Origin of the sequence: Flavobacterium sp. P21 (assembly GCF_050632225.1) — a bacterium.
In the GTDB taxonomy this organism is placed as follows: Bacteria; Bacteroidota; Bacteroidia; order Flavobacteriales; family Flavobacteriaceae; genus Flavobacterium.
In genome coordinates, this window is the sequence record NZ_CP192585.1 from 3618579 (window position 1) to 3644374 (window position 25796).

Sequence of the window (25796 nt, forward strand, 5' to 3'; positions counted from 1 at the left end):
CATTTCAGAATCATATAAAGTTATTTCTTGTTTTCTTTTTTTAACACTGACAATTCATGCTCAAATCGGAATTGGAACCGTCACACCAAATGCTAGTTCCATATTAGATATAACTTCTACAACTCAAGGATTACTCGCCCCAAGAATGACAACTGCACAACGAACAGCCATTACCACTCCTGCAGAAAGTTTGTTGGTGTATGATACCACTGATAAAGCTTTTTATTACTACAATACAACCACCAGCACTTGGACTAGAATGGCCATAGAAAGCACAATCAAAAGAAACAATTATAAACTTGTAAAAACAGCATCAGATTTAGCTCCAGAATTAACTGCCGGTGGAGGATCTAGTTATCTGCTCAATACAAATACTTTATATGAAATAAACGGAACAATTACACTCACAGCTCCCATAAATTTAAATAATGCTTATGTTACGGGATTAGATGCCAATGAGGATATTTTGCAGTCATCTGGAACTATTTTTCAAGGAACTACCGGAGGAAGCATCCGATATTTGACCTTAAAAGGCGCAAAAGCTTTTGATGTTACAGGTCCTGGAATTGCTACAGCAACTTCTATGCTGGTTCAAAATGTAATAATAGACGGCATGACGACAAATGTTGGAAATATTTCCGGTTTCGGATTGTATTTTGGCAATATCATTCAATTTATAAATAATACGAATGGCATAACTTATTCTAATATTGGAAGTTTACTTCTAAACAATCAAGCTTGGCTAAATACCAACAATGGCACTTTTGAAACACTTACGGGCACTTTTGGTTTAGTACAAAAAAGCAGTGGATTTAGTTCTGTCAACGGAGCTGATTTAGCCTTAGATGTCAGCGACAGTACATTAAGTGTCGGAACGGGAATCTTGCTTGGTACCGTTTTTTCAGGAACAACAACGGCACCTACAGGTTACGTAAAAGGATACGCTAGCGACTTCGACTTATCCTGGATATAATTTCAGTACTGCTTGGACTGTAGATGCGCCTGGAATTCCAAGGGAAGGTGACAGCGATGCTACTGGCGATATAAATTTAGATGCCGCAGTTGGTACCGGCGCTACAACAACATTTACCGGAACAACTTCGGCCAGTAGAACTAAACTGAATGGTACAACTACTTCTAATAGTTTATTTCGTTTTACGAAAGATGGAAATAACAGAATCACATATAGGGGAAACAAAACAAGATATTTTCAAATCACAGCTTCAATGTCCTACCAAGGCAGTGGCGCAGATATTACATTAATATTGTATTTTGCTAAAAATGGTGTTGTATTGACGGATACAAAAGTTTATGGCCGACCATCAACAGGATTTTTAGCTACAGCAGGTATTTTGGCGTTGCCGATAGTAGGAACAGTGCAACTTAAAAAAGATGATTATATCGAAGTATGGGCAGAACGCTATGACGGAACAGGAAATATTTCAACAATATCCTTAAATTTAACCGCAAGATAATTAAACAAAAAAAGTGCTGACAAATTCAGCACTTTTTTTCATTCAATTTCAAAATATTCAATTTTATAATGCATCAAAAAGTTCAGGTTAGTCTTTAAGAAATTTGTCTTTCCCGACTTCATCATGCCATCTTTTGCGATGAAATTCATTAGAAAATTCTTTTCAGTTCAATTCCGTTTAGGATGGTTTTACCCGTTTTTTGTTTGAAATCAACCTGAATTCCTCTGCCGTCTTTTACATAAATCGTCGTTTTCATATCAACGGCTTTTTCAGGTTCCAAGTAATTATTATTTCCGAAGTTTTCCAGAAATAATTGTCCGTTTACCAAAACATCAAAAACTCTAAAGGCTTTTTCCTCCTTCTGACTTTTCTCTGCTAAATTATATGCCAACGCTTCTCTTGTTTTTCCTGAAAGAAACTCAGCAAAATAAAGTGTCAATTCATATTTCCCGTCAGGAACATCAAAATTAAAAGCTTCAATACCTTCTCTTTGCGTTTGATAAATCGGGTCATTTTCAGTTCCTTTTATCAATTTATTTGTTCCGTATGGAATTTGAGGATTTCCAGGCATTTTGTACGCTTGCCCTCCAACATAACCCCAGCTTCCTTTTGTATAAGCTTGTTCTGGAAGCCAATTTTGCTGTGTCAATTCTTCGGTAAATTGTCTTTGATCTCCCAAACTGATTCTGATATTTTCAAAAGGATATTTTTCACTGTTTAAATTGGGAGCATAAAGTGTAAAATGAATTGAAGCAAAATCTTTTACGCTTTCATTTGAAGTCGAAAAAGCTTCTACGATATTATTCCCATTTTTGAACGGAACTTTAAAAATAGCCGATCCTTCTCTTGTTTTCTGGCTTCCTAAACTTTGTCCGTTTACTTTTAAAGTGATTTCATTTTCATTTGAAAAAACTTCCAAATCCTGATAAAAAACCGATTCGTTTTCTGCACTTAAAACTCCCGAACGATTATTCCAACTTTTCGATCCGATGCTTACAACAGGTTTTTTCAGCAATCTTGCTTGATAGAAATAATATGCATCTTTCGGAATTCTGTCCCAAGACATAATTCCTTTATTGTTCATATGTGGCCAGCTTTCCGCTCTTCCTTCTGAATTGAATTCAACTAAATTCCAAATCGTTCCTCCGGCAACATAATCCAGATTTTCAATTGCATTCAAATAATGTTTGTGATACAACATGGCATATTCCATCGTTTTATCAAACTTTTTCGGATTATCAGAACGCATTCTTCTATCAGCATCGGCACCAAATTCTGTAATAACTACAGGTTTGTCTGGCAATACTTTATGATGATTTTCAAGGAATTTTTCTAAACCGCCAAATTCACCATTGTACCAACCGTGATATAAATTCCATCCTACAATCATCGGAATTTTTGTCAATCCAACCGAATTATACAAATCAAAAGCGCCGTGATTTGGCAACATCGTATAACGTGTTGGATCTTCTTCGCGAGTTGCATTTTCCAGTTTTTGTGCCAATGCGGCAACATTTTTATAATAGTTTTGTCTCTCTGGCGATTTATCCTCATATCTCGGACGAAGCAAAATTTCATTCATATACGCCCAAACAATCACGCTTGGATGATTGAAATTCTGGCGAATCATTTCGCGTTGCATTTCAATGCTGTTTTCTTCAAAAGCTTTTGTCTCAGTAATTCGGTTTACTTCCGGAGTTTCAACCATCGCCAAAAGTCCGATTCTGTCACAAGCTTCTAAAACCGATGGATCTTGCGGATAATGTGCCACACGAACAAAATTTCCGCCCATGTCTTTTATCAACTGCATATCTTTTTCGGCTAAAACATCTGGCAATGCATTTGCCAAATCTTTATAATCCTGATGACGGTTTGCTCCAATTAATTTGGTTGGTTTTCCATTCAAATAAAAACCTTTATCAGCAGTAAATGAAAACCATCTAAAACCGACTGGCGCAGAAAATAAATCCAGTTGTTCTTTTGTTTTTTTATCTACAATAACTGAAACCGCTTTGTATAAATAAGGTTCATCTGGCGACCATAATTTTGGATTTTGAACTGCTTTTGAAAGCTGTAAAAATCCTGTTTTAGAATTTGGCTTTAATTTTAAAGCAGTACTCAAAGTAGCAACTTCTACATTATTTTTATCGAATAATTTAGTAGAAACAATTATATCTTTTGAAAGTTTCGAATTGTTCTCAATACTTCCTTTAATTTGGATTTTTGTCGCCAAAGCTGAAACCTCTGGAGTTGTAACAAAAACACCGTCAGAAGCTCGGTTTGTCATATCAAAATGCACTTCATTTGAAGCAATCAAATATACGTCGCGATAAATTCCTCCGTAAAAAGTAAAATCGGCATCAAGAGGCGGAATATCATCGTTGTAACTATTATCCACTTTTACCACAATTTGATTTCCTTTTTCAGGATTTTCAAACTGAAGAAATTCATTTACCGGAAAACTGAAAGCAGAATAACCGCCAATATGCGAACCTACTTTTTTCCGTTGATGAAAACTTCTGTAGTTTGATTTGCACCTTCAAAATAAAGATAAACCGATTTATTTTTCCAATCCGGATTTACAAAAAGCGTTTTTTTGTACCAGCCTTCACCTCTGTAATATCCCCATTGATCGTCCATAACGTCAAATTTGTTCCAGCTGTGAGGCAAGTTGACATCTTCCCAAACATTCTTGTTTGCATTTTCTAAATCGTCTTGATTTAATTTTCCTTTGTAAAACTGCCAATTAGAATTGATAGATTGTTTCATTTTTTCCTGACTGAAACTAGTCGCGAAGCAAAATAAAGTTACAAGCAGTAAAATCTTTTTTTAATCATGGTGTTAATTTTGTGGTTTTGCCAATCTGCAGTCAAAAATCCTCCGGTTGTATTCCCAGAATCTGCTACAAATTGAATTGTAATTTGGTTTTCGTTTTTTAATAAAGCCGTCGGAATCGTATATGTTTCATCATAAAACGAATTTAGTTTCTTGGCTTTCAAAATTTCTTTCGCAATTTCGACATTATTTACTAAAATCCTAAAGGATTTTTTCCTCCATCACTGCCAAAATACGTACAAATCAAATTTGCTTCTGTACTGTTTTTCGTATTCATTACAAAACTAAAGTAGCCACCATCGCGCACGTCTCTCCAGCGCATATTTTGAAATTCCCCGTAAAAGTATTTTTCCCTACATACTGATGATCTCTTTCGGGTTGCGTTTCTCCAATTCTTAAATGATCTAAAGTTACAGCCTCAAGTTACTCTTATCCAACAAGTTGTTCCTAAAAAACTTCTTTCTGAACTTTCCATTCAAGCTGTAGAAAATTTATCCCAATATACCATATAGCGGTTGTCAATTATCGAGTATAATGGCAATAAAGTAGTTTTTTGAGTATTGTCTATAGTAAATTTTAGCTTGTTTTGGTCATTTAAATGAGTCCAATTGTTAATATCAGAATCGTTGGTAAGCAAAACCGGAATTTCTCTCGCTTTCATTGCATTTCTATCTAATTCTCAAGCCAAAACCACTGACCCATAAAGCATTGCATTTTTTTCTGATCATCTGGCATAGCTTGATTATAAAGATGTATCGGCATAATGTATTCGATTACATCACTTTTTTTAGTTCGTCCTAAATCACAAAATAACTTGCCGAAGTTAAATTTCCTGTAGCTTTTTTACCATTAATTTTCACTGACGCATTTGAAGTCTAAATTGGAACACGCAAATAAATTTTATTTTTGAAACTTCCTTCCTCAATCTCAAAAGTCACTTCATCACTTTCCGGAAAATTTCTAATTTGTTTTATTTTAAATCCTTTTTCTTTCTAATTTAAAACAGACGGAATAAAAAGATTGATTTACAAATCACCTTCGTTTCCTTTGGCATAAATAGCCTCATCATATTTGGCGTGATTCTCCATTCCTGTTTCTGGATTTAACGAGGGCAGAATATAATTGTAAATTACACATTCGTAATAATCCATAAAATATTGCAGAAAAACAATTATTATCGCTTTAGAAAAAAACAATTCTCATTTTAGAATTTTAATAAAAAGCGATGGAAATCGAATTCCAGAAAATCTCAAAAACAAAATTTTCGAGCCATTTTTCAGAGCTCCAGATACCACGAGCATTACGGGAACCGGAATTGGATTATCACTTTCGCATTCACTAGCAGAATTGCATTCAGGAACATTAAAATTAGATACGGCTGAAAAGCAATACAATAGTTTTGTCCTAGAATTGCAACTTCATCAAGAAAAACATACGATCCAGCTTCTTATAAGTGATGTAATGATGCCCGAAATAAGCGGATTCGTGTTATGCCAAAAAATAAAAACAGATTTACAATCCAGTCATATTCCAGTGATTTTGCTTACTGCGAAAGATAATTTGAATTCAAAAATTGAAGGTCTTGAAGTTGGCGCTGATGCCTATATAAGTAAACCATTTTCAATGGAATATCTAAAAGCTCACATCGAGAATTTAATTGAGAATCGAAAAAATTTAATGGATTTTTATTCTAGTTCACCACTATCACATTTAAAAAGTGTCGCACATAGCCAAATTGACGAAACATTTATTAAAAAAACTAGACGAAATCATCAATGAGAATTTATCAAATGCCGAATTAAGCGTCGAAATCCTTGCTGAAAAGATGGCAATGAGCCGTTCTACTTTTTACAGAAAAATAAAAAAATTACCAACTTAAACCCAAATGAACTCATAAATATCGCCCGACTTAAAAAAGTCGCAGAATTACTAAGTTTAGACCATCATAAAGTATATGAAATCGCAGAAATTGTGGGCTATAATCCTCAAACGACATTTGAGTTCGTAATTTCCAGAAACAATTCAAAATGACACCCACAGAATACGCACAGATGAATGAACCAGGAAACAACTAAAAATACTTTTCAGTTCTAAAATTAAAAAATCCCTTAAATGAAATTTCATCTAAGGCATTTTTTACCATATCATATTAAGTATCATTTTTTTAAGAAAATTTTAAACCCCAATATTACTATACTTTCTTAATCCAAAAGATGTCTAATGATTTATAAAGTAGAAAGAATAATTATGGCGTTTCCCTCCGGGCCGTGCTGTCCGCTGTATCTTTTGCGGAAGAGCTTTCAACGGAGGATGAAAGTTGCGGGTTCCCGCAAAAGGATGCCGCTCCCATCACTAACGCGGCTCCGGCCATAAAAGAAAGTTCCGGTTTTAATGATTCCCCGCAAACCATATAAAACAAAAAACCCCGTCCGAATTGGACAGGGTTTTCAAAAGAAAGGCGACGACATACTCTCCCACAATGATGCAGTACCATCTGCGCAGGCGGGCTTAACTTCTCTGTTCGGGATGGGAAGAGGTGAGCCCCGCCGCAATAACCACCTTAAGGTTTTAAGTGATTAGCTTTTAGTGATTAGCAATTAGCTTTGGACTAATCACTAGTTACTTTTTACTAGTCACTGCTCTTGCGCGAGCTAATATCTTAACATACTGAGACAAAGAAACAATATCCATTATAGAAAGTTCTCTCCCTCCGATTGCTCGGAGGGAAAAGGGATGTACATAAGCTTACGGATTATTAGTACTACTCGACTGTGACATTGTCGCCTTTACATCTGTAGCCTATCAACGTGGTCATCTTCCACGATCCTTAAAAGAAATCTCATCTTGTGGTGGGTTTCGCGCTTATATGCTTTCAGCGCTTATCCCTTCCCAACGTAGCTACTCTGCGGTGCCCCTGGCGGGACAACAGATACACTAGAGGTTGGTCCAATTCGGTCCTCTCGTACTAGAATCAGATCCACTCAAATTTCTAACGCCCGCAGTAGATAGAGACCGAACTGTCTCACGACGTTCTGAACCCAGCTCGCGTGCCACTTTAATGGGCGAACAGCCCAACCCTTGGGACCTTCTCCAGCCCCAGGATGTGACGAGCCGACATCGAGGTGCCAAACCCCCCGTCGATATGAGCTCTTGGGGGAGATCAGCCTGTTATCCCCGGCGTACCTTTTATCCTTTGAGCGATGGCCCTTCCATGCGGAACCACCGGATCACTATGCTCTACTTTCGTACCTGATCGACCTGTATGTCTCTCAGTCAAGCTCCCTTATGCCATTGCACTCTGCGCACGGTTACCAAGCGTGCTGAGGGAACCTTTAGAAGCCTCCGTTACTCTTTTGGAGGCGACCACCCCAGTCAAACTACCCACCAAGCAATGTCCCCCGCGCCGCGGGGTTAGGCCTCAGATAAACAAAGGGTTGTATTTCAACAATGACTCCACAACGCCTGGCGACGCCGCCTCATAGTCTCCAACCTATCCTACACATCATTTATCCAAGGTCAATACTAAGCTATAGTAAAGGTGCACAGGGTCTTTTCGTCCCACTGCGGGTAAACGGCATCTTCACCGTTACTACAATTTCACCGAGCTCATGGCTGAGACAGTGTCCAGATCGTTACACCATTCGTGCAGGTCGGAACTTACCCGACAAGGAATTTCGCTACCTTAGGACCGTTATAGTTACGGCCGCCGTTTACTGGGGCTTCAATTCAATGCTTCTCCGAAGATAACATCTCCTCTTAACCTTCCAGCACCGGGCAGGTGTCAGGCCCTATACTTCATCTTGCGATTTTGCAGAGCCCTGTGTTTTTGATAAACAGTCGCCTGGACCTCTTCACTGCGGCCCCGCCGTGGGCGGGGCGACCTTTCTCCCGAAGTTACAGGTCTATTTTGCCTAATTCCTTAGCCATGAATCTCTCGAGCACCTTAGGATTCTCTCCTCAACTACCTGTGTCGGTTTGCGGTACTGGTACTAATTACCTGAAGTTTAGAGGTTTTTCTTGGAAGCCCTTAGGCGCACTATCTCTTTGTCCGAAGACTCCGAGTACTATCGTATTTCACCATTCTCTACGGATTTGCCTATAGAGAATATAGCTAGGTACTTCAACGAACTATTCCGTCAGTTCGCGGCGCTTTCATCACTCCGTCACCCCATCACAGTAATTAGTAGTACGGGAATATTAACCCGTCGGCCATCGACTGTCCCTTTCGGGTTCGCCTTAGGACCAGACTAACCCACAGCTGATTAGCATAGCTGTGGAAACCTTAGTTTTTCGGTGTGCGGGTTTCTCGCCCGCATTATCGTTACTTATGCCTACATTTTCTTTTCCGACCGGTCCAGCATGCCTTGCGACACACCTTCAGCCCTGTCGGAATGCTCCCCTACCACTTTGCATTGCCGCAAAATCCATAGCTTCGGTAATATGCTTATGCCCGATTATTATCCATGCTCGTCCGCTCGACTAGTGAGCTGTTACGCACTCTTTAAATGAATGGTCGCTTCCAAGCCAACATCCTAGCTGTCTGGGCAGACAAACCTCGTTCTTTCAACTTAGCATATATTTGGGGACCTTAGCTGATGGTCTGGGTTCTTTCCCTCTCGGACTTGGACCTTAGCACCCAAGCCCTCACTGCTGTGAAACATTATATAGCATTCGGAGTTTGTCAGGAATTGGTAGGCGGTGAAGCCCCCGCATCCAATCAGTAGCTCTACCTCTATATAACTATCATCAGCGCCGCACCTAAATGCATTTCGGGGAGTACGAGCTATTTCCGAGTTTGATTGGCCTTTCACCCCTACCCACAGGTCATCCGAAGACTTTTCAACGTCAACCGGTTCGGTCCTCCACTGTGTGTTACCACAGCTTCAACCTGCCCATGGGTAGATCACACGGTTTCGCGTCTAACACTGCCGACTAAAGCGCCCTATTCAGACTCGCTTTCGCCGCGGATCCATGGCTTAACCACTTATCCTTGCCGGCAACGTTAACTCGTAGGCTCATTATGCAAAAGGCACGCCGTCACCCCACTTAAGGGCTCCGACCGCTTGTAGGCGCATGGTTTCAGGATCTATTTCACTCCGTTATTCACGGTTCTTTTCACCTTTCCCTCACGGTACTGGTTCACTATCGGTCTCTCAGGAGTATTTAGCCTTAGCGGATGGTCCCGCCGAATTCAGACAGGGTTTCACGTGCCCCGCCCTACTCAGGATACCGCTATCCATTACACTCGTTGCCCATACGGGGCTGTCACCCTCTATGGCGCTCCTTTCCAGAAGCTTCCGGTTCCTTGTGCATGAAATGTCGCGGTCCTACAACCCCAGATATGCCGCAACATGCCTGGTTTGGGCTAATCCGCGTTCGCTCGCCACTACTTACGGAATCACTTTTGTTTTCTTCTCCTCCGCCTACTTAGATGTTTCAGTTCAGCGGGTTTGCCCACCTATCGGTGTGCTATGCCTTCAGCATAGCGGGTTGCCCCATTCGGATATCTGCGGATCGATCTGTGTGTGCCAGTCCCCGCGACTTTTCGCGCCTTATCACGTCCTTCTTCGCCTCTGAGAGCCTAGGCATTCCCCATGCGCCCTTGTTTTGCTTATTGTACCAATCTCGTTTTCAAAACGAGACCGTTTTTTTGTTTCCGCCATCGCTGGCAGAAACGCTTTCTACTTTTTGTATTTTTCTTATCTCAATATGTCAATGAACTTTTTCCCGATCCATCGGGATTGTGGAGAATAACGGAGTCGAACCGTTGACCTCCTGCGTGCAAGGCAGGCGCTCTAGCCAGCTGAGCTAATCCCCCATTTTGAATCTCAGATTTTAGAATTCAGATTTTAGATCCCTTGATTCTTCTCTAATCTCTTTTGGCGAATCCCAGCTTCCAGAATTTCCTTTGCTCAAGTCAAATAGTAGTCCCGGGCAGACTCGAACTGCCGACCCCTACATTATCAGTGTAGTACTCTAACCAGCTGAGCTACGAGACTCTGTTTTTCTTAAGTTTTATCATTTTTTTTAAATCGACAGCAAGAGTAGCGCAGTCTTGGATCCCAAACCATCCGGTCCGCATCTTTTTTCCTCAGCGTGTATTGCTACCAACACTAAGGCTCTAGAAAGGAGGTGTTCCAGCCGCACCTTCCGGTACGGCTACCTTGTTACGACTTAGCCCTAGTTACCAGTTTTACCCTAGGCGGCTCCTTGCGGTCACCGACTTCAGGCACCCCCAGCTTCCATGGCTTGACGGGCGGTGTGTACAAGGCCCGGGAACGTATTCACCGGATCATGGCTGATATCCGATTACTAGCGATTCCAGCTTCACGGAGTCGAGTTGCAGACTCCGATCCGAACTGTGACCGGCTTTGTAGATTCGCTCCCCCTCGCGGGGTGGTCGCTCTCTGTACCGGCCATTGTAGCACGTGTGTAGCCCAAGGCGTAAGGGCCGTGATGATTTGACGTCATCCCCACCTTCCTCACAGTTTGCACTGGCAGTCTTGCTAGAGTTCCCGACATGACTCGCTGGCAACTAACAACAGGGGTTGCGCTCGTTATAGGACTTAACCTGACACCTCACGGCACGAGCTGACGACAACCATGCGAGCACCTTGTAGACTGTCTTGCGAAAGTTCTGTTTCCAAAACGGTCAGTCTGCATTTAAGCCTTGGTAAGGTTCCTCGCGTATCATCGAATTAAACCACATGCTCCACCGCTTGTGCGGGCCCCCGTCAATTCCTTTGAGTTTCAAACTTGCGTTCGTACTCCCCAGGTGGGATACTTATCACTTTCGCTTAGCCACTGAGGTCGCCCCCAACAGCTAGTATCCATCGTTTACGGCGTGGACTACCAGGGTATCTAATCCTGTTCGCTACCCACGCTTTCGTCCATCAGCGTCAATCCACTGGTAGCAACCTGCCTTCGCAATTGGTATTCCATGTAATCTCTAAGCATTTCACCGCTACACTACATATTCTAGTTGCTTCCCAGTAATTCAAGTCCTGCAGTATCAATGGCCGTTCCACCGTTGAGCGATGGGCTTTCACCACTGACTTACAAGACCGCCTACAGACCCTTTAAACCCAATGATTCCGGATAACGCTTGGATCCTCCGTATTACCGCTGCACGCTGGCACGGAGTTAGCCGATCCTTATTCTTACGGTACCGTCAAGCTCCTACACGTAGGAGTGTTTCTTCCCGTACAAAAGCAGTTTACAATCCATAGGACCGTCATCCTGCACGCGGCATGGCTGGTTCAGGCTTGCGCCCATTGACCAATATTCCTCACTGTCGCCTCCCGTAGGAGTCTGGTCCGTGTCTCAGTACCAGTGTGGGGGATCTCCCTCTCAGGACCCCTACCCATCGTCGCCTTGGTAAGCCGTTACCTTGCCAACTAGCTAATGGGACGCATGCTCATCTTCCACCGTTGTGACTTTAATCGCTTCCCGATGCCGGAAAACGATGCTATGAGGTATTAATCCAAATTTCTCTGGGCTATCCCTCTGTGGAAGGCAGATTGCATACGCGTTACGCACCCGTGCGCCGGTCTCAAAATCCGAAGACTTCTACCCCTCGACTTGCATGTGTTAAGCCTGCCGCTAGCGTTCATCCTGAGCCAGGATCAAACTCTTCATCGTATATTTTAATAATGTATATTCGACGCTTATCTAGTGGTTATATTCGGATCTTCCGATTCCGTTACTCTTATTCTGTTTGTTCCGATTCTCATCGGAACGGCTGTCAATTCAATATGTCTACGAACGTAATTTCTTGTATTCCGCTTGTCTCTCAAAGCGGGTGCAAAACTAAAACTTCTTTTTGTTTCTCGCAAGAAAAACTTGAAAAATTTTGAAACTTTTTTTCGCTTCCATTTTCTCATTTCTCTCTCAATCTCTCAAGGAACTTTCCGTGTTTTGCGGGGTGCAAATGTAGAACGCTTTTTCAAAACCTGCAAGCTTTTTTTGAACTTTTTTTCTCAGGAATCTCTTCCCGTTTGGTTCCTATTGCCTGCCAGTATTTCTGTGAACGTTTTCGCTGTTGCGGGTGCAAAAGTAGCACCTTTTTCCAGTTGTGCAAGGCTTTTTTCAATGTTTTTTCGGTCTTTTTTTATTTTTTCCCTAACTTGCTGATAACCGTTTCTTTACAAAGCAAAGTTTTTTGAGTCATTGTAGCGTTTTTCTGAGTTATGATATGCTTTTGATTGTTTTCGGATCTTTTCTGCTCTCCGTTTTATGGAATTCCCAGTCTTCGACACTCTTTTTGAAGAAAAAACAAGGCTTAAGATCTCTTTTGGATCCTCTTTTTAATCCCCCAGAGCCACAAAGACGCAGAGTTTTCACTTTTTTATTCTGTTTTTCATCACAGGATTGTCTTTTCCTTCAATGAATTTCTCCTGAAAACCGGCGCCATAACCCCGATAGTCCCGAGGCATCGGGAGGAAATCCTTTTTGTGGCGGTCCCGAGGCTTCGGGAGCCACAAAAAGATTGAAGCGGATAGCGGGAAACAGCTCCTGAACAAATCCGAAATCTACATAGGAGTCTTCATCGTGTGCATAAGACGCACTGCTGTGCGCCTCTACCCTAAAAGGCTTCTTATTCTATTATACTATATATGTACACAAAAAACAAACCCGACAGGTTTTGGAAACCTGTCGGGCATAAATTAAAAATGAAGTTCCATAAGCATACCTATATATTATAACGAAGATAATATTATCAAAATATCCTTTTTATATTTGCTTGAAATGAAATTCTATTAATACTATTCACTTTTTTTACCTATTAAGATGACAATAGAAAATTTAATTGGCAGATATGCTATTTCAGGAAGCAATCAGGACGAAAGCAATCAAATAACTTATAAAGGTGTTTTGACTTTAACTTTGGATGAAAACAATCGAATAATTGCACATTGGTTAATTAACAATTCACAAGAACAAAAAGGGAAAGGCTTTTTTAAAGACAATATTCTTGTCATTAACTTTAATTATAAAGGTGACGATAGAAAAACGTATAAAGGAGTTGCTGTTTATAGATGTATTACCAGAGATGTTCTTGATGGATTTTGGTCTGAAAAACATGGAAACCCACTTTATCTCGGGACAGAACATTGCTTAAGAATTGAAAGCACTGAAACGCTCAACTAATAGATTTTTCATTTTTTCTTCCATTCAAAATTCCCATTCTGACTTACATTAAATTTTGTAACCTTTCCGTTCTCTTTTATAAATTCACATTCTGCTCCCAGAATATTTTTAAATTGGAATTTTGTATCGGATTGAAAAATTAATGGAACTGTTCCTTGCCCTGAAATTTTAGCAAATAAATGCCCATTTTCTTTTGTGATTACAATAGTTCTTTTAGTATCTATTGATAATGTATATGTACCTATATAGTTATTTAGTAAAGCATCGTCAACTTTTACTTCATTTTGGAATGTTTTTCCCAAAGCGAGACTGGCAATATCAACTGACAATTCTTCTTTTGGAGCACACTCACAATTAAATAAGGCGACAACAAATACATCTTCTTCAGGAAAATAGATTTCATTACTTAAAAATCCTGTTATAGCTCCGCCATGCTCTATTGATTTTATACCCTTTATATTTTTTAGTATCCAACCGTAACCATATCCTATTGTACTTCCATCTTTCAATTTAAAAGGCACAAATGCTTTTTCTAAGGTTTCTTTTTTAAGTATTTTATAGGAATATAAACCTTTGTTCCAGTTAAACAAATCATCTACATTTGAAATCAGTTCACCTGCCGCATATGCAATGGTCATGCTCCAGTAATCAGCATTTTTAAATTCTTTACCTTCTTTTCGATAACCATTAACCCTGTTTGGAATAAGATTGTTAGAAGTATCAAAATAGATTTGCTTTAAATCTAATGGTTTTAAGATGTTTTCCTGCATATAGGTTTCATAACTTTTGCCCGATATCTTTTCAATAATATACCCCAAGAGAAAATAACCTGAATTACTGTACTTGTATTTTGTGCCTGGCTCAAATTCTAGAGGAACGTTTTTAAAACGATCGATGATTTCTTTTGGCTCAAAGTCTCTTCTTTCCAAATAAGGTTCCTTGTAGTCAATTTGCATATAATCTTTAATTCCTGAGGTGTGAGTCAGCAGATTCTCAATAGTTATTGTTTTAGATTTTGATGGGTAATCAGGAATGAATTTCTGCAGGCTATCTTGCAAAGAAATTTTGCCTTGCTCTACCAATTGCAAAATCGCAACAGCAGTAAATTGCTTTGTTATTGATCCCAATTTAAAAACCATTTCAGGCTTCATTGGAACATTTAATTCTAGGTTTGCGTTTCCGAATGCATTTTTATAAACAATCTTGCCTTTTTTTGCTACCAATATTTCACAACCAGGTTCTAACGGACCAAACTTAGAAGAAAGAAGTTCATCTAAGTTTTTTCCAATTGCATTTCTTCTTTAGATTGTCCATACGTATAAACTAAATATAAAAGACAAAGCAGAAAATATAATTTATTCATATCACTTATTGGTTATTCATTAGCAATTACCCTGAGACAATTTACTGATTTTCAATACACAACCCAACTATTTCTCATTAAAATCAACCAACTTATTGTTTCCGTTTTTAAATTCGATTACGACTTTTCCGTTTTCCTGATCAGTAATTTTTGCAGGAACCAATTCTTTCTTGCTCCATTTTTCACCTGATTTTTTCCAAAGCATCAAGACAGAAAAAACATTCGATTTTTTTGGCTCGGAAACTGCTACTATGTTTATGACTGTACTTTCGTTACTTTCAGGATGCAATCCTTTTGCGTTTACAATTTCAGTTTTACTCCATCCCAGGAGTGGAATGACTGCAAGTTGATATTTTCCATTATCGATAATCGTAACTTCATGTCCTTCTATCTTCTTTTTAGTTGTAATGATTTCTTTATCTAATTTTGGCGACGCATAATGCCCTAAACGCATTGAAATTGATTTATCGCTATTGTTTTTGTCTACTCTTAAAATTCCGTTTGGAAGCGGAATATCGGCTAGATTAAACTTTATATTTTCATCTGTTTCTAAAACTGCATTTCTGTAATAAATTCCGTTTTCAAACTTTTTAAAAGTGTATAATCTAAATGCTTCCCATTGCTCTTTTTTGTTTTTAATGACATAGTTCATCGATACTTCTCCATTTTCTCCATCTGCCTGCCATAAAAAAGCACTATTATAGGATAATCGGTTATAGTTTTCTGTCGATCTAAATTTCTGCCAATCACTGCTTACTTTTTCGTGACACCACGCTCTGACTTCAGAAGCACCGATATTAGGGTAATCTGTAATCAGGATTTGAGAATCTCCTTGATATTTATTGTAAACTTCATCTTTTTTGAACTTGGTATCCCAATCTCCATTATTTTCTTTGCTTGTCCAAAATGGATTATTATCTGGCACCAACAATCCTAAAAAGACTTTCCCCATCCAATATACACTTCCACGACAGCTATAATTTTGAACTGCTGGCTCAAAAGCGCCATAAAAACCAAGCGTTGGTACATTGTCTTTCATAAAATCAGGATGCGTTAAGAATTGCTTTATTACGCCCGACGAAATTCTGCGCATCCAGCCATAATTAGTATTTGGATCGTTATAAAATCCCATTAACGGAAAAGGAACAACAGCACCAGTTCTATAACTGATACTTCTTCCCCACATAATCATTTCACCATTTTTGCTGAATAAATAAGGATAATTGTCTTTTAGATCACCAAAATTTGAAGCAAACTTAGCTACAAATTCGGGATAATGCTTTTTCCCGAAAAACTCTGACCAAATCGTTCCATACATCTGGAAAGCCCACATACTATAATAATCAAAAGCTGGAGCATCATTGTACCAACCATTGCTTCGATAATGTTTCAGAGATTTTTCTAAATATTCAACAAGCAATTTTTCATTAACGCTGTAGCCTTGGTCTTTAAAGAAACTCAGTACAAAAATGTTGAAGAATTTCCAGTTAGAATCCACTGTCGGGCCGTCTCCGTAACTCAGCATTATTTTTGCCAAATCGTCTTTTTGCTTTTGCGGAAGCGGTTTCCACAGAACATCTGGATTTGTCATAAGCGAAAGCGCCAAAGCTCCAAATTCAACTAATTTTTGGCTTGGACCTCCATTTTTTCCTCTTGGCTCTATATATGAAGCACTTGTTGGATCTGTCAATTTTCCTATTTGATATCGATAATAATCCGCAACTTCAATATTGTTGATTACTAAATTCGGATTTTCTTTTAATAACGGCGATGCTATAAATAATGTTCTGCAAAGGCCTTCCAGTTTTTCAGTTGGAACTTGAGATTCATTTGCTGGATAACTTTTGCCTTCTTGTTTTGGAAATTTCATTGGATCATCAATTGAATGAACATAAGTAAATGCTCCTTCAAGCAAATACAATGCCGCATCTCGCCAATGCTGTTTGGTCATTCCGGTATAGGGACTATTTTTGAAATCAGGATTTTTTACCTGAAATACATTTTCCGTGTTTTCCTTTTGTTGAGAAAATAAAGACTGGCCGAAAATAACAGTCAAAAACAATAATACTTTTAATTGATTCATTTTAAAAACTTTGCAATTCTTTTACTACCACTAATTTATCTCCAGCCAAATCAACCTCAAAAAGTTTCGGAATTCTGACTGTTTTGCCATCTACTTTTTTATGACTGTGAACCGACATCAGCCATTTTCCTTCAAAAGTTTGAAATAACATGCCATGTCCAAAATTTGGCGGCGTAATAGGATCTTTTTCTTGGATCCATGGACCGTCTAAAGTACCGCTTTTAGAATAGGCTACTCCTTGCGTATAAACGTCATAAATCCAGCTGGTCCAAATCATTCCCAAACGGCCAGTTCCACTTGTAAACAAATAAGGACCATCAGTAACTTTATTTGGCTTATCATTGCCTTTTGCATCTTTCTCTCTGCTCCAAGGCGAATCGCTTGCCTTAAAAAGTAATTTTCCCTCTCCTACAGAACCGCTTAAATCTGGTTTAAGTTCTATTTTTTCAATGGTTCCATTTCCATTTTGCAACCATTCATAACAATAAATCATATAGGGTTTCCCGTTTTTGTCAACCCAAAATGTACCGTCAAGTGTTGGTTTATTAGCAGGCAAATAAATGTTATTTTTCACGGGAACGTAAGGTCCTTCTGCTTTATCGCTCACTAAAATATGACTTGCACGACGTTCAATAACATTACCAGCAACTGTATCTATTTTTTTGTCACGATTTGTAAAAGTGGCAAAATCGTAATATTTATTTTTATACAAATGTAATTCAGCGACCCAAATCATAGGGTTCGGTCCCATCCATGAATTTGGATCTGTTTTGACAATATCATAAGGACCACTCCAAGATTTTAAATCTTTGCTTTTCCAAAGTAAGCCCCCTGTTCCAGTCATATAATACATATTGGATTTCTTATCTGCTAAAATAGCAGGATCGCTCAATCTAATTGAGTCTAAAGGAATTGCTTCTTTTATTGTTCTTTTTTTCTGAGCATGTACCGCTGAAAAAAATAAAAAACAGAGAACCATAAGAGAAATAAGGCCTAATTTCTGTATAAAAAAATTTTGTAATGTTTTCATTTTCAGATTTTTTAAAACAATTAAGATTAACAAGCAACTGCAATTTATTAATTTACCAACATTAACAACTACTATATTTTTATTGTTTTTTTGCAAAAATTGTTAAATTCCATTTGTCAAACCAATTCAAAACAGGTTTTTCATTTGCAATTGTAATTGGCAACCAAATATAACCGCCATCAATTGGATTTTCAGGTTTCCAACGGTCGGCCATGAAAATGAACTGATCTTTTTTCCTTGAACTGGAAGAATATAAGTACTTTGCGAATGAAACGTAAGCGCCGCATCTTTGCCTACGCATGGATTTCCGAGTGATTTCCAAGGGCCAAAAATCGATTTTGCCGAAAAAGAGCGCGCTTCATTTGGATCCCAACCAGTACAACCCGAAGTAATCATATAATAAATCCCGTCTTTTTTGAAAACAGCAGGTGCTTCATTGTGTCCTGCAGGCGCCATTCGGGACCATTTTTCGGTAAAATCCAAATAATCATCTGTAAGTTCTGAAATATGCAGGGTCAAATTTTCTTCAGAAGAATGAATCAAATATGCTTTTTCATTATCATCAACATAAACTGTCATATCTCTAGACATTTGGCCTTTATTAAAATCTCTGCGAACCAGCATTCCGTTATCAATTGCAGTTAGCCATTCAGGGCTCCATGATTTTAACTGGCTTTCATTTGCGGAAGCAATTTTATTTTCATTTTTATAATCCATAGGCCAAACGCCTTTATTAGGATTGTACGATTTAAGATATTTAAAGGGACCTTTTGGATTATCACTTATTGCAACGGTCGCTTTTGCCGCGCTATAACCTTGTCCTTTCAATTCTAAATGAAACCACATTATATACTTGCCTGTTTTTTTATTGAAAATTACTTTTGGGCGTTCCATTATACAACCTTTTGTGATTTCAGAATTTGGGTTTTCTTCTGCTTTTAATACAATTCCTTCGTTTTGCCAATTATATAAATCTTTGGAAGAATAACAGCTAAAACCTACCAAAGAAGTGTTTCCTGATTTTCCTGCGGTTTTAAATTCGCCATACCAATAATAAGTTCCTTCAGAAAAAAGAATCCCTCCACCGTGAGCATTGATATGAACGCCATCAGTATCTTTCCATTCTTTTCCTGGAACAAATTCTTTATTTTGACCATACATTAATAGGCTGATAAAACTTATAATGATTGAATATTTTAATCTCATTTTTTAATTATTATTTTTTTGATAAACTCTGATGTAATCTATTATATACTTTGACGGGAAACTGTCTGGGGCAAGTTCCCCGCCGTTTATACCGCCAACAGCCAAATTGACCAATAAATAATGTGGTCGCTGAAACGGAAGTGTTTTTTGATCTGGATTTTGATTTGCGCCTTTCACACTGATTTCATTCAGCAATTGATCATCCACATATAATTTTATCCAATCGGCATCCCAATCCATTCTCCAAATGTGAAATTTATCGGCCCAAGCATTGTCTCTAAAATCGCTCAGCTTTTTTGTTTGACTGTCCCAAGCCGTATTTTGCTGATTGGATTTCCATGCCGCATTTGCTAATATTTTTCCGGTATAATATTCCATGATATCAATTTCTCCATTTGCAGGCCAATTTCCATCTATGCCCAAAGTCCAAAAGGCCGGCCACATTCCTTTACCAACAGGAATCTTAGCCCGCATTTCGAATCGGCCATATTGCCAGGAATGCTTTCCTTGCGTAATTAAACAGGAAGAAGTGACTTTGATAGAATCTCTCTGTTTCTTCCAGTTAGGATGATTTTTAGAAATAAAATTCGGGTTTGCTCTGTTTTCTTTTCTCGCTTCAATAATCAAAAAGCCATCTTTGCAGTATGCATTTTCTTTTTGGTACCACTGATTTTCCTCATTTCGCACAAAACCAGATTCATAATTCCAATTCTTTTCATCAGGAGTTCCGTCTGTTGTAAATTCATCACTCCAGACTAATTTGTATTTTTTATCCCTAAACGCTTTTTCTGCATTTGAAACAAATCCATAAATTACTGTCAGAACTGCGATTACAAGCAAAAAACGTAGAAGGTAAAATTTCATTTTCTTATTTTTTAATCTAAATTTTTCTTCTTTAAAATGAAAAAAGAACATTTCGATTTTGGTTCATTTGATGCAATAAAAATCTAGAGCATTATTTTTTACGATAATAATGCGTTCTAAATCAATATAACATTTGTTGTTTGTGAATAGACCAACGATGAAAACAAAATGCTGATCTTTAAAATGTGCTTGAATAATTATTATAAATAATACCTCTGCCGTAGTTACAGCAGAGATATTATTTAATTCCAAAACACAATACCTAAACTAAATAGGCAAAAAAGTTGTATTAAAGCTGGCTTTCATCTGCGACTGCATCCTGCCATTTATCCCAAACTTTAATATTTGGATCATAACCATCATAACCATAGTTCTGACTTAATTTACCTTTAATATTTGCGGTTATGGCACTATTTGGAATTGGCCAATAGTTATTACGCTTGTCCATGGTATAAAACTTAGTACCATTTGGAACCACAATTCCGCTTGGATATTTGTTATATAACGTATAATGTGCAATACGCTGGTACCAGTAACTACCTCCAGCCGCATCGGTACCGGATTGTTTATCCCAATTGGTTTTATTATAAGTCTGGCCCCATTCATCTGGTTTTCCGCTGAGCGCAAGACAATGTGAGATACGTTTTAACTCGACATTTCTCCATTCTTCTAAATAAAGTTCTCTTCCTCTCTCTGCGCAAATATCGCCAATAGTGACTGTAGTGTACAGTTGTGAAGCTCCTGCTCTAGTTCTAACTGCATTTACATCCTGAGCGACTCCACCAACATTCCCTTGATAAAAACGTGCTTCGGCTCTTAATAAATACGTTTCAGCTAAACGATATAAATACCAATGCGCTTTACTTCCTGTACTCGCTCCTTGAAAATCTGTTGCGTTTGGATTTGTTTCATTTACAACATCATGTAAATATATTTTGTATAATGGAAAATCAAACCATTCGCGAAGTGTATCTTTTGACAATAAAGTCGTACCATTTCTCAATCTAAAATTTTGCTGATAGAATGCCGAAGTTTTATCACTGTACTTAAGATCTTCCATATTTACCCAGTTACCCACTGTACTATTGTGTCTAAGATCTTGTTTGTCTTCTACACCATTTACAACCCACATTGGATGCTGTGAATAATAAGAAGCACTAATGGTAGCAATACCGCGACCTAATGCTCTAGCATAATCATATTTTGCTTGGTAACTAGCACTGTTTGAGGCAAAACGACCAGTCGCTTGTTTTCCGTCAGGCGTTGTAACAGTAGCTGAATTCCAGTTTGGTCCAAAAATTCTCATTGAGGCAAAAGGTAAAAATGATTGAACTCCACCATTCGGCATCACCATAATGGCTTCTGTGTTTCCAGCAATAACCTTATTTTCAGGTCGATGCAAGTCCCAGATTACATTTCTGCTGATTGTCCAAGTAGTTGGATTTCCTCCTTGATCAAACGTTCCAAAAGAATTTTTCATTAACGAATATCCAGATGAATTAATCAATAAATCGGCTTGATTTTCTGCATCTTTAAATCTTCCAGAAGCCAAATAACATTTGATCAATAATTGGCGACAAGCTCCTTTGTTCACCACTCCTAAATAAGGCAATTTTGATTGTTCGGGTACCCATTCTACAGCTTTTTCCATATCAGCGGTAATCATTTCAATGATCGCTTCTTTTTTAGTAGAATAATAACTCTGCTTTGGAACTTCCAAAATTTTTGTAATCAATGGAATATCTCCAAATTGATAAACCAAGTTAAGATAACGGTATGCTCTATGAAAATAAGCCTGACCGATATATTTACGTTTAACATCTTCTGTTAAGCTTGTCACCTTATCAATGTACGTCAATACGGTGTTGGCATGTTTAATTCCGGTGTAAGCTTCTGTCCAGTAAAATCCGAAATAAAAATCATCATTTGTTGCTGTTTTATAGCTCATGGTTGGCACCATCGTATTGGCAAAATCAGCGATAGTACTACTGTTATCTGTTTTTCCGTATTTTGCCATATCAGAAAAAACATATTCCGTACCAATAGGCACGCTATTGCTGGCACTATTATAATGAATATAATTGTTACGAAGCTGTTTATCAGCACTTGCTAAAACGGCCTGCAATCCAGATTCAGTACTAAATGTAGTTTCAGGCTCGTAAAACGAAAGCGGATCTGGTTCGAGAAAATCCTCCGAACAAGAGACAAAAAGAGCGAGCAACCGCAACTAAAGGCGCTATTCTTGAAATTTTATTTTGTATATATCTTTTCATTATTGACTAATTTTTAAAGTGAAACGTTGAATCCTAAATTAAACATTCGTGTAGCAAGCCCTCCTGTTTCTGGATCTCCAAAATATTTCCATTCTTTAGAAGCTGACCATGTTGCCGCATTTTGAACAGAAGCATAAATTTTGAAGTTTCTGACATGCAGGCGGTCTATTAAATCTTTAGGAAGAGAATACGCTAGCGAAATATTGTCTAAACGAATAAAACTGCGATTATACAATCTTGCAACTCCAGCTCCTGCAGGACCTCTTGCATCAAGACGCGCCCATTCATTTGTCGGATTGTCAATTGTCCAGTATGGATTTACAAACGGATTGTAGTTGTTTGTGTACAAACTTCCATCATTATAATTATTCATATAACGTCCATCCATTGATTTGTGCCCCGTGTATGAATACATATTGATTGCCAAATTCCAATTTTTATAAAATTTAAATTCATTACGAAGCGACCAGTTGATTGGCGGTGCTGTTTGTCCTAAAAACTGTTTGTCTTTTTCGTTATAGGTTGGTTTTCCGTTTACGTCATCAGCAGTATAACTGTTTTCGATTTTTGGGTCACCTGGGCGTTGTCCGTATTTTGCGGCTTCAACAGCTTCATCTTTCTGCCAAATTCCGATTACTTTATAATCCCAGATTTGAGAAATTGGTCTGCCGATAAACCATCCGTTCGTTTTATCATCTGCTTCTTTAGTTCCAATAACATTTCCGTTGGCATCTTTAACGTCTTCCATGTTGCCATACAATTTGTTGATCGTATTCTTATTGTATGAAAAAGCAAACATCGTTGACCATTCAAAGTTTGGATTTTTTATATTTAAAGTATTCAGAGCGATTTCAATACCTTTATTTTCAACTTCTCCAAGATTCGTTGCAATTGATGAGAAACCAGTAAACTCTGGCAGACGCTGACTCATGATCATATCGTGAGTAACAGATCTATAAATATCGATTGTACTTGTAATTCTGTCATTTAAGAAACCAAGATCAAGACCAATGTTTGATGCTGTTGTTTTTTCCCATTGCAAATTAGGATTTGCCATACGATCAATTCCAAGGTATTTCATATCCACAATATTTCCTGAAGCATCCAGATATCCCATTGTTGCTCCTGTACCAGAACTTAAGTTTGCTAAAGCCAAATAAGGATCTGCAAGCGATCTGTTTCCGTTTTTACCCCAAGATAGACGTAGTTTACCAGTACTCATTGGCGCCCAATGAAACCAACTTTCTTTATTAAAACTCCAGCCCAATGCTACAGAAGGAAAAGTGGCATAAGGATAAGAAGCACCAAAAGCTGAGTATCCGTCGCGACGTACTGTTCCTGTAATCATATAACGATTATCGTAAGAATAGAAAATTCTTCCCATCAATGCATCAGCGGTTTGATGCGTGTCTGTTGCTGTAAATGAACTATTTGCAAGTGTCGCATTCGCAATATTGTGATATCCTAAAGCATCTGAAGGCTGAATATTATTTGCATCAATACGATCTGACCATGTTTTTAAATCTTCAGCTTCCTGAACAAAAGTGGCAATAATGTGGTGTTTTCCATTAAATGTATGATCCCAAGCTATTGTGTTGTTGATGTTCCAAGTGAATTTTTTACCATTTTCTCTGTCTACTCCTATGTTTGCGGCGCTCCAGTTTTTATTGCCCGCAGACTGAAAATAACGATTGTAGAAGAATTCATAACGCGGAGAAGCATTAAATGAATACGTAATACCATAAGGCAAAGTAACCTTTGTATTGAAAATAGTGTTCAATACAGTGTAGCCTCTGTCAAGATCCATATACTGGCGATCGTAATAATAATTGTATCCACCAATTGTTGGTCCCATTGGCTGTCTTGCATAGTCGCCGTTTGTTTCTTTAAAGTTCGCAAACGGGCTGTTTCTTAACATATTGGCATCCCAGTAATTAGTTCCTGTACCCACAGAAATATCTCCGTCTGAACGATCTTGAAAATTAACATTTGCTCCAAATTCAAGCCAATCAGTAACTTTAGCATCCACTTTCATATTGGAACGAACTGCTGTATAGTCATTACCTTGAATAGCTCCTTCTGAATCTAAATAGCCCAAAGAGATATAATAATTTACTTTATCGCTTGCTCCAGAAACACTTAAATTATTGTCGCGGTTTATTCCTGTTCTAAAAGTACTGTCGTACCAATCGTGCGTTTTTCCATCAACAAAATTTTTCAAAAGCGTAGCATCCGTAATACCTAAGCGCAATCCCCACACTTCATTCAAGCTTTTTCCTTGAATTTGTGCCGCTGGCTGATAAGCAAGCCACTGCGCCTCTGTTATACCGTACTGACTTAATTGACTAGGATTTGTGTAATAGCCCGGTTTACCCGCGACTGTTCCTGTAACCCATGCCTCATAATTTCCAGTTGTTGTATTTGTGCCATATGTTTTAGCAGTCTCCCAATCTTCACGATATTTTACATATCCTTCTGGAGAATATACATTACGATAGGCACTTTCGTTAACAACCGTCATGTTTGTGGTAATATTAATAATCGGCTTGCCTGTTTTTCCTTTTTTAGTAGAAATAACAATTACACCCATCGCATGACTTTAGATCCATATACTGCTGTTGCCGATGCATCTTTCAAAACATCAATCTGGCCAACATCATCAGGATTGATTTCTGAAAGTTCACCATAAAACTGCATTCCGTCTAAAATAATAAGAGGCGAATTATGATTAGCTCCATCAGGATTGTAGACAGAAGTTTGCCCACGAATCTGCAAAGATCCTCCTCCTTTTGCATCAGCAGAATAACCAACTTTTAATCCCGGAACACCTCTCAATAAATCTTGAACCGTTTGCGGATTTTGGTTAGCCAAAGCATCTGGTTTAACCTGAACTATTGATCCTGTTAAATCACTTTTTTCATTTTACCGTATCCAACTACAACAACCTCACTCAAAGATGTCGCATTTTCTACCAGTTTTACTGCAATATTTGTTCTATTATTTACTTGAATTTCCTGAGTCACATACCCAATATAAGAGACAACTAATATTGCATTTTGATCTCCTTTTAAATCAAATTTTCCATCAAAATCTGTAATCGTACTAATTTTAGTTCCTTTGATCGAAACTGTAGCTCCTGGAAGCAGCACTCCGTTTTGGTCTTTAACTTGTCCAGTGATTCCATTTTGCTGTTCCATTTTTTCCAGCGCATTTGTTCCTGAAGGTATTCCTGCGTATGCCTGAACTTGAGTTAAAGAAGCTAGTACACAAAAAATGGCCAATTTCTTTTTAAAATCAAATGCAGATCCATAATCAGGAGTCTTCATCTTCCTAATAAAGTTTTTCATTTTCTTGGTTGTAATTTTGGTTAAATAATTAGTTTGGTTAAATCGTCGCTGTATATGAAATACTGCATTCAATTTGAGTTACAAATCTAGCAGAACACTATTGTTGTGGAGGGGGAAATATGATAATATACAAGGGTCAAATTGGTATCTTACCGCAAAAACACTAGGTT

Annotated in this window: 21 protein-coding genes, 2 tRNA genes, 3 rRNA genes and 1 pseudogene; 5 read left to right on the top strand and 22 right to left on the bottom strand. The window is 38.2% G+C overall.

What is annotated here, in order from left to right; translation table 11 throughout:
* Window positions 1-145 precede the first annotated feature (145 nt).
* A complete protein-coding gene (locus ACQ9BO_RS18160) occupies window positions 146-973 on the top strand; it encodes a hypothetical protein (protein ID WP_431241878.1) in 828 nt (275 codons plus the stop codon).
* On the opposite strand, the gene ACQ9BO_RS18165 is transcribed toward ACQ9BO_RS18160, so the two are convergent.
* Entirely contained in the window at window positions 959-1198 is a 240-nt protein-coding gene (locus ACQ9BO_RS18165; RefSeq protein ID WP_431241879.1) for a hypothetical protein, read from the bottom strand. The two genes, ACQ9BO_RS18160 and ACQ9BO_RS18165, sit on opposite strands and share 15 nt — an antisense overlap.
* Window positions 1199-1226: 28 nt before the next feature.
* Between ACQ9BO_RS18165 and ACQ9BO_RS18170 the strand changes: the two genes are divergently transcribed.
* Window positions 1227-1475 (top strand): hypothetical protein, encoded by a 249-nt coding sequence (locus tag ACQ9BO_RS18170; RefSeq protein ID WP_431241880.1) that lies wholly within the window; start codon window positions 1227-1229, stop codon window positions 1473-1475.
* Window positions 1476-1623: 148 nt separating this feature from the next.
* Here ACQ9BO_RS18170 and ACQ9BO_RS18175 read toward each other — a convergent pair whose 3' ends face one another.
* From ACQ9BO_RS18175 to ACQ9BO_RS18205, 7 genes and pseudogenes are all read right to left on the bottom strand, one after another.
* The gene (locus tag ACQ9BO_RS18175) at window positions 1624-3873 is read right to left on the bottom strand and encodes a glycoside hydrolase family 2 TIM barrel-domain containing protein (protein ID WP_431241881.1); all 2250 of its coding nucleotides are present in this window, start codon (window positions 3871-3873) and stop codon (window positions 1624-1626) included.
* A 95-nt stretch (window positions 3874-3968) separates the two neighbouring features.
* Window positions 3969-4244 (bottom strand): sugar-binding domain-containing protein, encoded by a 276-nt coding sequence (locus ACQ9BO_RS18180; protein WP_431241882.1) that lies wholly within the window; start codon window positions 4242-4244, stop codon window positions 3969-3971.
* Between the two features lie 38 nt (window positions 4245-4282).
* On the bottom strand, window positions 4283-4474 hold the full coding sequence (locus ACQ9BO_RS18185) for a hypothetical protein (RefSeq protein WP_431241883.1): 192 nt from the start codon (window positions 4472-4474) through the stop codon (window positions 4283-4285).
* A 29-nt stretch (window positions 4475-4503) separates the two neighbouring features.
* Entirely contained in the window at window positions 4504-4632 is a 129-nt protein-coding gene (locus ACQ9BO_RS18190; protein WP_431241884.1) for a hypothetical protein, read from the bottom strand.
* Window positions 4587-4721, bottom strand: a pseudogene (locus ACQ9BO_RS18195) (hypothetical protein); the annotation flags it as partial. The gene ACQ9BO_RS18190 and the pseudogene ACQ9BO_RS18195, both read right to left, overlap by 46 nt.
* Window positions 4722-4785: 64 nt before the next feature.
* Window positions 4786-4971, bottom strand: a complete 186-nt coding sequence (locus ACQ9BO_RS18200) for a DUF4986 domain-containing protein (protein WP_431241885.1) — start codon at window positions 4969-4971, stop codon at window positions 4786-4788.
* A gap of 364 nt (window positions 4972-5335) precedes the next feature.
* On the bottom strand, window positions 5336-5506 hold the full coding sequence (locus ACQ9BO_RS18205; protein WP_431241886.1) for a hypothetical protein: 171 nt from the start codon (window positions 5504-5506) through the stop codon (window positions 5336-5338).
* A 19-nt stretch (window positions 5507-5525) separates the two neighbouring features.
* Here ACQ9BO_RS18205 and ACQ9BO_RS18210 point away from each other — a divergent pair, with 19 nt between their 5' ends.
* Together ACQ9BO_RS18210 and ACQ9BO_RS18215 are read left to right on the top strand one after the other, a co-directional pair.
* On the top strand, window positions 5526-6089 hold the full coding sequence (locus ACQ9BO_RS18210) for an ATP-binding response regulator (RefSeq protein ID WP_431245153.1): 564 nt from the start codon (window positions 5526-5528) through the stop codon (window positions 6087-6089).
* Entirely contained in the window at window positions 6028-6189 is a 162-nt protein-coding gene (locus tag ACQ9BO_RS18215; protein ID WP_431241887.1) for a helix-turn-helix domain-containing protein, read from the top strand. Before ACQ9BO_RS18210 ends, ACQ9BO_RS18215 begins: the two co-directional genes overlap by 62 nt.
* A gap of 574 nt (window positions 6190-6763) precedes the next feature.
* Here the strand turns inward: ACQ9BO_RS18215 and rrf are convergent.
* From rrf to ACQ9BO_RS18240, 5 genes are all read right to left on the bottom strand, one after another.
* Window positions 6764-6873 (bottom strand): 5S ribosomal RNA (rrf, locus tag ACQ9BO_RS18220).
* Between the two features lie 172 nt (window positions 6874-7045).
* Window positions 7046-9927: ribosomal RNA gene (locus ACQ9BO_RS18225) — 23S ribosomal RNA — on the bottom strand.
* 127 nt (window positions 9928-10054) lie between these two features.
* A tRNA-Ala gene (locus tag ACQ9BO_RS18230) sits at window positions 10055-10128 on the bottom strand.
* Between the two features lie 107 nt (window positions 10129-10235).
* A tRNA-Ile gene (locus ACQ9BO_RS18235) sits at window positions 10236-10309 on the bottom strand.
* A 126-nt stretch (window positions 10310-10435) separates the two neighbouring features.
* Window positions 10436-11951: ribosomal RNA gene (locus ACQ9BO_RS18240) — 16S ribosomal RNA — on the bottom strand.
* The 16S, 23S and 5S rRNA genes sit together here with 2 tRNA genes alongside, the layout of an rRNA operon.
* A 1149-nt stretch (window positions 11952-13100) precedes the next feature.
* Here ACQ9BO_RS18240 and ACQ9BO_RS18245 point away from each other — a divergent pair.
* Window positions 13101-13460 carry a hypothetical protein gene (locus ACQ9BO_RS18245; protein ID WP_431241888.1) on the top strand — a complete coding sequence of 120 codons (360 nt, stop codon included), beginning with the start codon at window positions 13101-13103 and terminating at the stop codon, window positions 13458-13460.
* 8 nt (window positions 13461-13468) lie between these two features.
* Here ACQ9BO_RS18245 and ACQ9BO_RS18250 read toward each other — a convergent pair whose 3' ends face one another.
* The 9 genes from ACQ9BO_RS18250 to ACQ9BO_RS18290 all read right to left on the bottom strand — a co-directional run bounded on the left by ACQ9BO_RS18250 (window position 13469) and on the right by ACQ9BO_RS18290 (window position 25626).
* Window positions 13469-14749, bottom strand: coding sequence for a serine hydrolase domain-containing protein (locus ACQ9BO_RS18250; protein WP_431245154.1), 1281 nt, complete (start codon window positions 14747-14749; stop codon window positions 13469-13471).
* 141 nt (window positions 14750-14890) lie between these two features.
* A complete protein-coding gene (locus ACQ9BO_RS18255) occupies window positions 14891-16906 on the bottom strand; it encodes a DUF2264 domain-containing protein (protein WP_431241889.1) in 2016 nt (671 codons plus the stop codon).
* Window position 16907: 1 nt separating this feature from the next.
* Window positions 16908-17936: a glycoside hydrolase family 43 protein gene (locus ACQ9BO_RS18260; protein WP_431241890.1), complete on the bottom strand. Its 1029-nt coding sequence runs from the start codon at window positions 17934-17936 to the stop codon at window positions 16908-16910.
* A gap of 126 nt (window positions 17937-18062) precedes the next feature.
* Window positions 18063-19142, bottom strand: a complete 1080-nt coding sequence (locus tag ACQ9BO_RS18265; RefSeq protein WP_431241891.1) for a glycoside hydrolase family 43 protein — start codon at window positions 19140-19142, stop codon at window positions 18063-18065.
* A gap of 3 nt (window positions 19143-19145) precedes the next feature.
* Complete coding sequence (locus ACQ9BO_RS18270; RefSeq protein WP_431241892.1) at window positions 19146-20006, bottom strand: glycoside hydrolase family 16 protein; 861 nt, start codon at window positions 20004-20006, stop codon at window positions 19146-19148.
* 289 nt (window positions 20007-20295) lie between these two features.
* Complete coding sequence (locus tag ACQ9BO_RS18275) at window positions 20296-22233, bottom strand: RagB/SusD family nutrient uptake outer membrane protein (RefSeq protein ID WP_431241893.1); 1938 nt, start codon at window positions 22231-22233, stop codon at window positions 20296-20298.
* A gap of 59 nt (window positions 22234-22292) precedes the next feature.
* A complete protein-coding gene (locus ACQ9BO_RS18280) occupies window positions 22293-24869 on the bottom strand; it encodes a SusC/RagA family TonB-linked outer membrane protein (RefSeq protein ID WP_431241894.1) in 2577 nt (858 codons plus the stop codon).
* Window positions 24860-25150, bottom strand: a complete 291-nt coding sequence (locus ACQ9BO_RS18285) for a TonB-dependent receptor plug domain-containing protein (RefSeq protein WP_431241895.1) — start codon at window positions 25148-25150, stop codon at window positions 24860-24862. Before ACQ9BO_RS18285 ends, ACQ9BO_RS18280 begins: the two co-directional genes overlap by 10 nt.
* Window positions 25151-25182: 32 nt before the next feature.
* Window positions 25183-25626 carry a carboxypeptidase-like regulatory domain-containing protein gene (locus tag ACQ9BO_RS18290; protein WP_431241896.1) on the bottom strand — a complete coding sequence of 148 codons (444 nt, stop codon included), beginning with the start codon at window positions 25624-25626 and terminating at the stop codon, window positions 25183-25185.
* Window positions 25627-25796 lie beyond the last annotated feature (170 nt).

What these genes read in the sequence shown, in the direction of transcription:
- ACQ9BO_RS18160 (WP_431241878.1), top strand. Translation starts at nt 146, where the DNA reads ATGACAACTGCACAACGAACAGCCATTACCACTCCTGCAGAAAGTTTG.
- ACQ9BO_RS18170 (WP_431241880.1), top strand. Translation starts at nt 1,227, where the DNA reads ATGTCCTACCAAGGCAGTGGCGCAGATATTACATTAATATTGTATTTT.
- ACQ9BO_RS18180 (WP_431241882.1), bottom strand. Translation starts at nt 4,244, where the DNA reads ATGAAACAATCTATCAATTCTAATTGGCAGTTTTACAAAGGAAAATTA.
- ACQ9BO_RS18190 (WP_431241884.1), bottom strand. Translation starts at nt 4,632, where the DNA reads ATGCGCTGGAGAGACGTGCGCGATGGTGGCTACTTTAGTTTTGTAATG.
- ACQ9BO_RS18200 (WP_431241885.1), bottom strand. Translation starts at nt 4,971, where the DNA reads ATGAAAGCGAGAGAAATTCCGGTTTTGCTTACCAACGATTCTGATATT.
- ACQ9BO_RS18245 (WP_431241888.1), top strand. Translation starts at nt 13,101, where the DNA reads ATGACAATAGAAAATTTAATTGGCAGATATGCTATTTCAGGAAGCAAT.
- ACQ9BO_RS18255 (WP_431241889.1), bottom strand. Translation starts at nt 16,906, where the DNA reads ATGAATCAATTAAAAGTATTATTGTTTTTGACTGTTATTTTCGGCCAG.
- ACQ9BO_RS18260 (WP_431241890.1), bottom strand. Translation starts at nt 17,936, where the DNA reads ATGAAAACATTACAAAATTTTTTTATACAGAAATTAGGCCTTATTTCT.
- ACQ9BO_RS18265 (WP_431241891.1), bottom strand. Translation starts at nt 19,142, where the DNA reads ATGAGATTAAAATATTCAATCATTATAAGTTTTATCAGCCTATTAATG.
- ACQ9BO_RS18270 (WP_431241892.1), bottom strand. Translation starts at nt 20,006, where the DNA reads ATGAAATTTTACCTTCTACGTTTTTTGCTTGTAATCGCAGTTCTGACA.
- ACQ9BO_RS18280 (WP_431241894.1), bottom strand. Translation starts at nt 24,869, where the DNA reads ATGGGTGTAATTGTTATTTCTACTAAAAAAGGAAAAACAGGCAAGCCG.
- ACQ9BO_RS18290 (WP_431241896.1), bottom strand. Translation starts at nt 25,626, where the DNA reads ATGAAAAACTTTATTAGGAAGATGAAGACTCCTGATTATGGATCTGCA.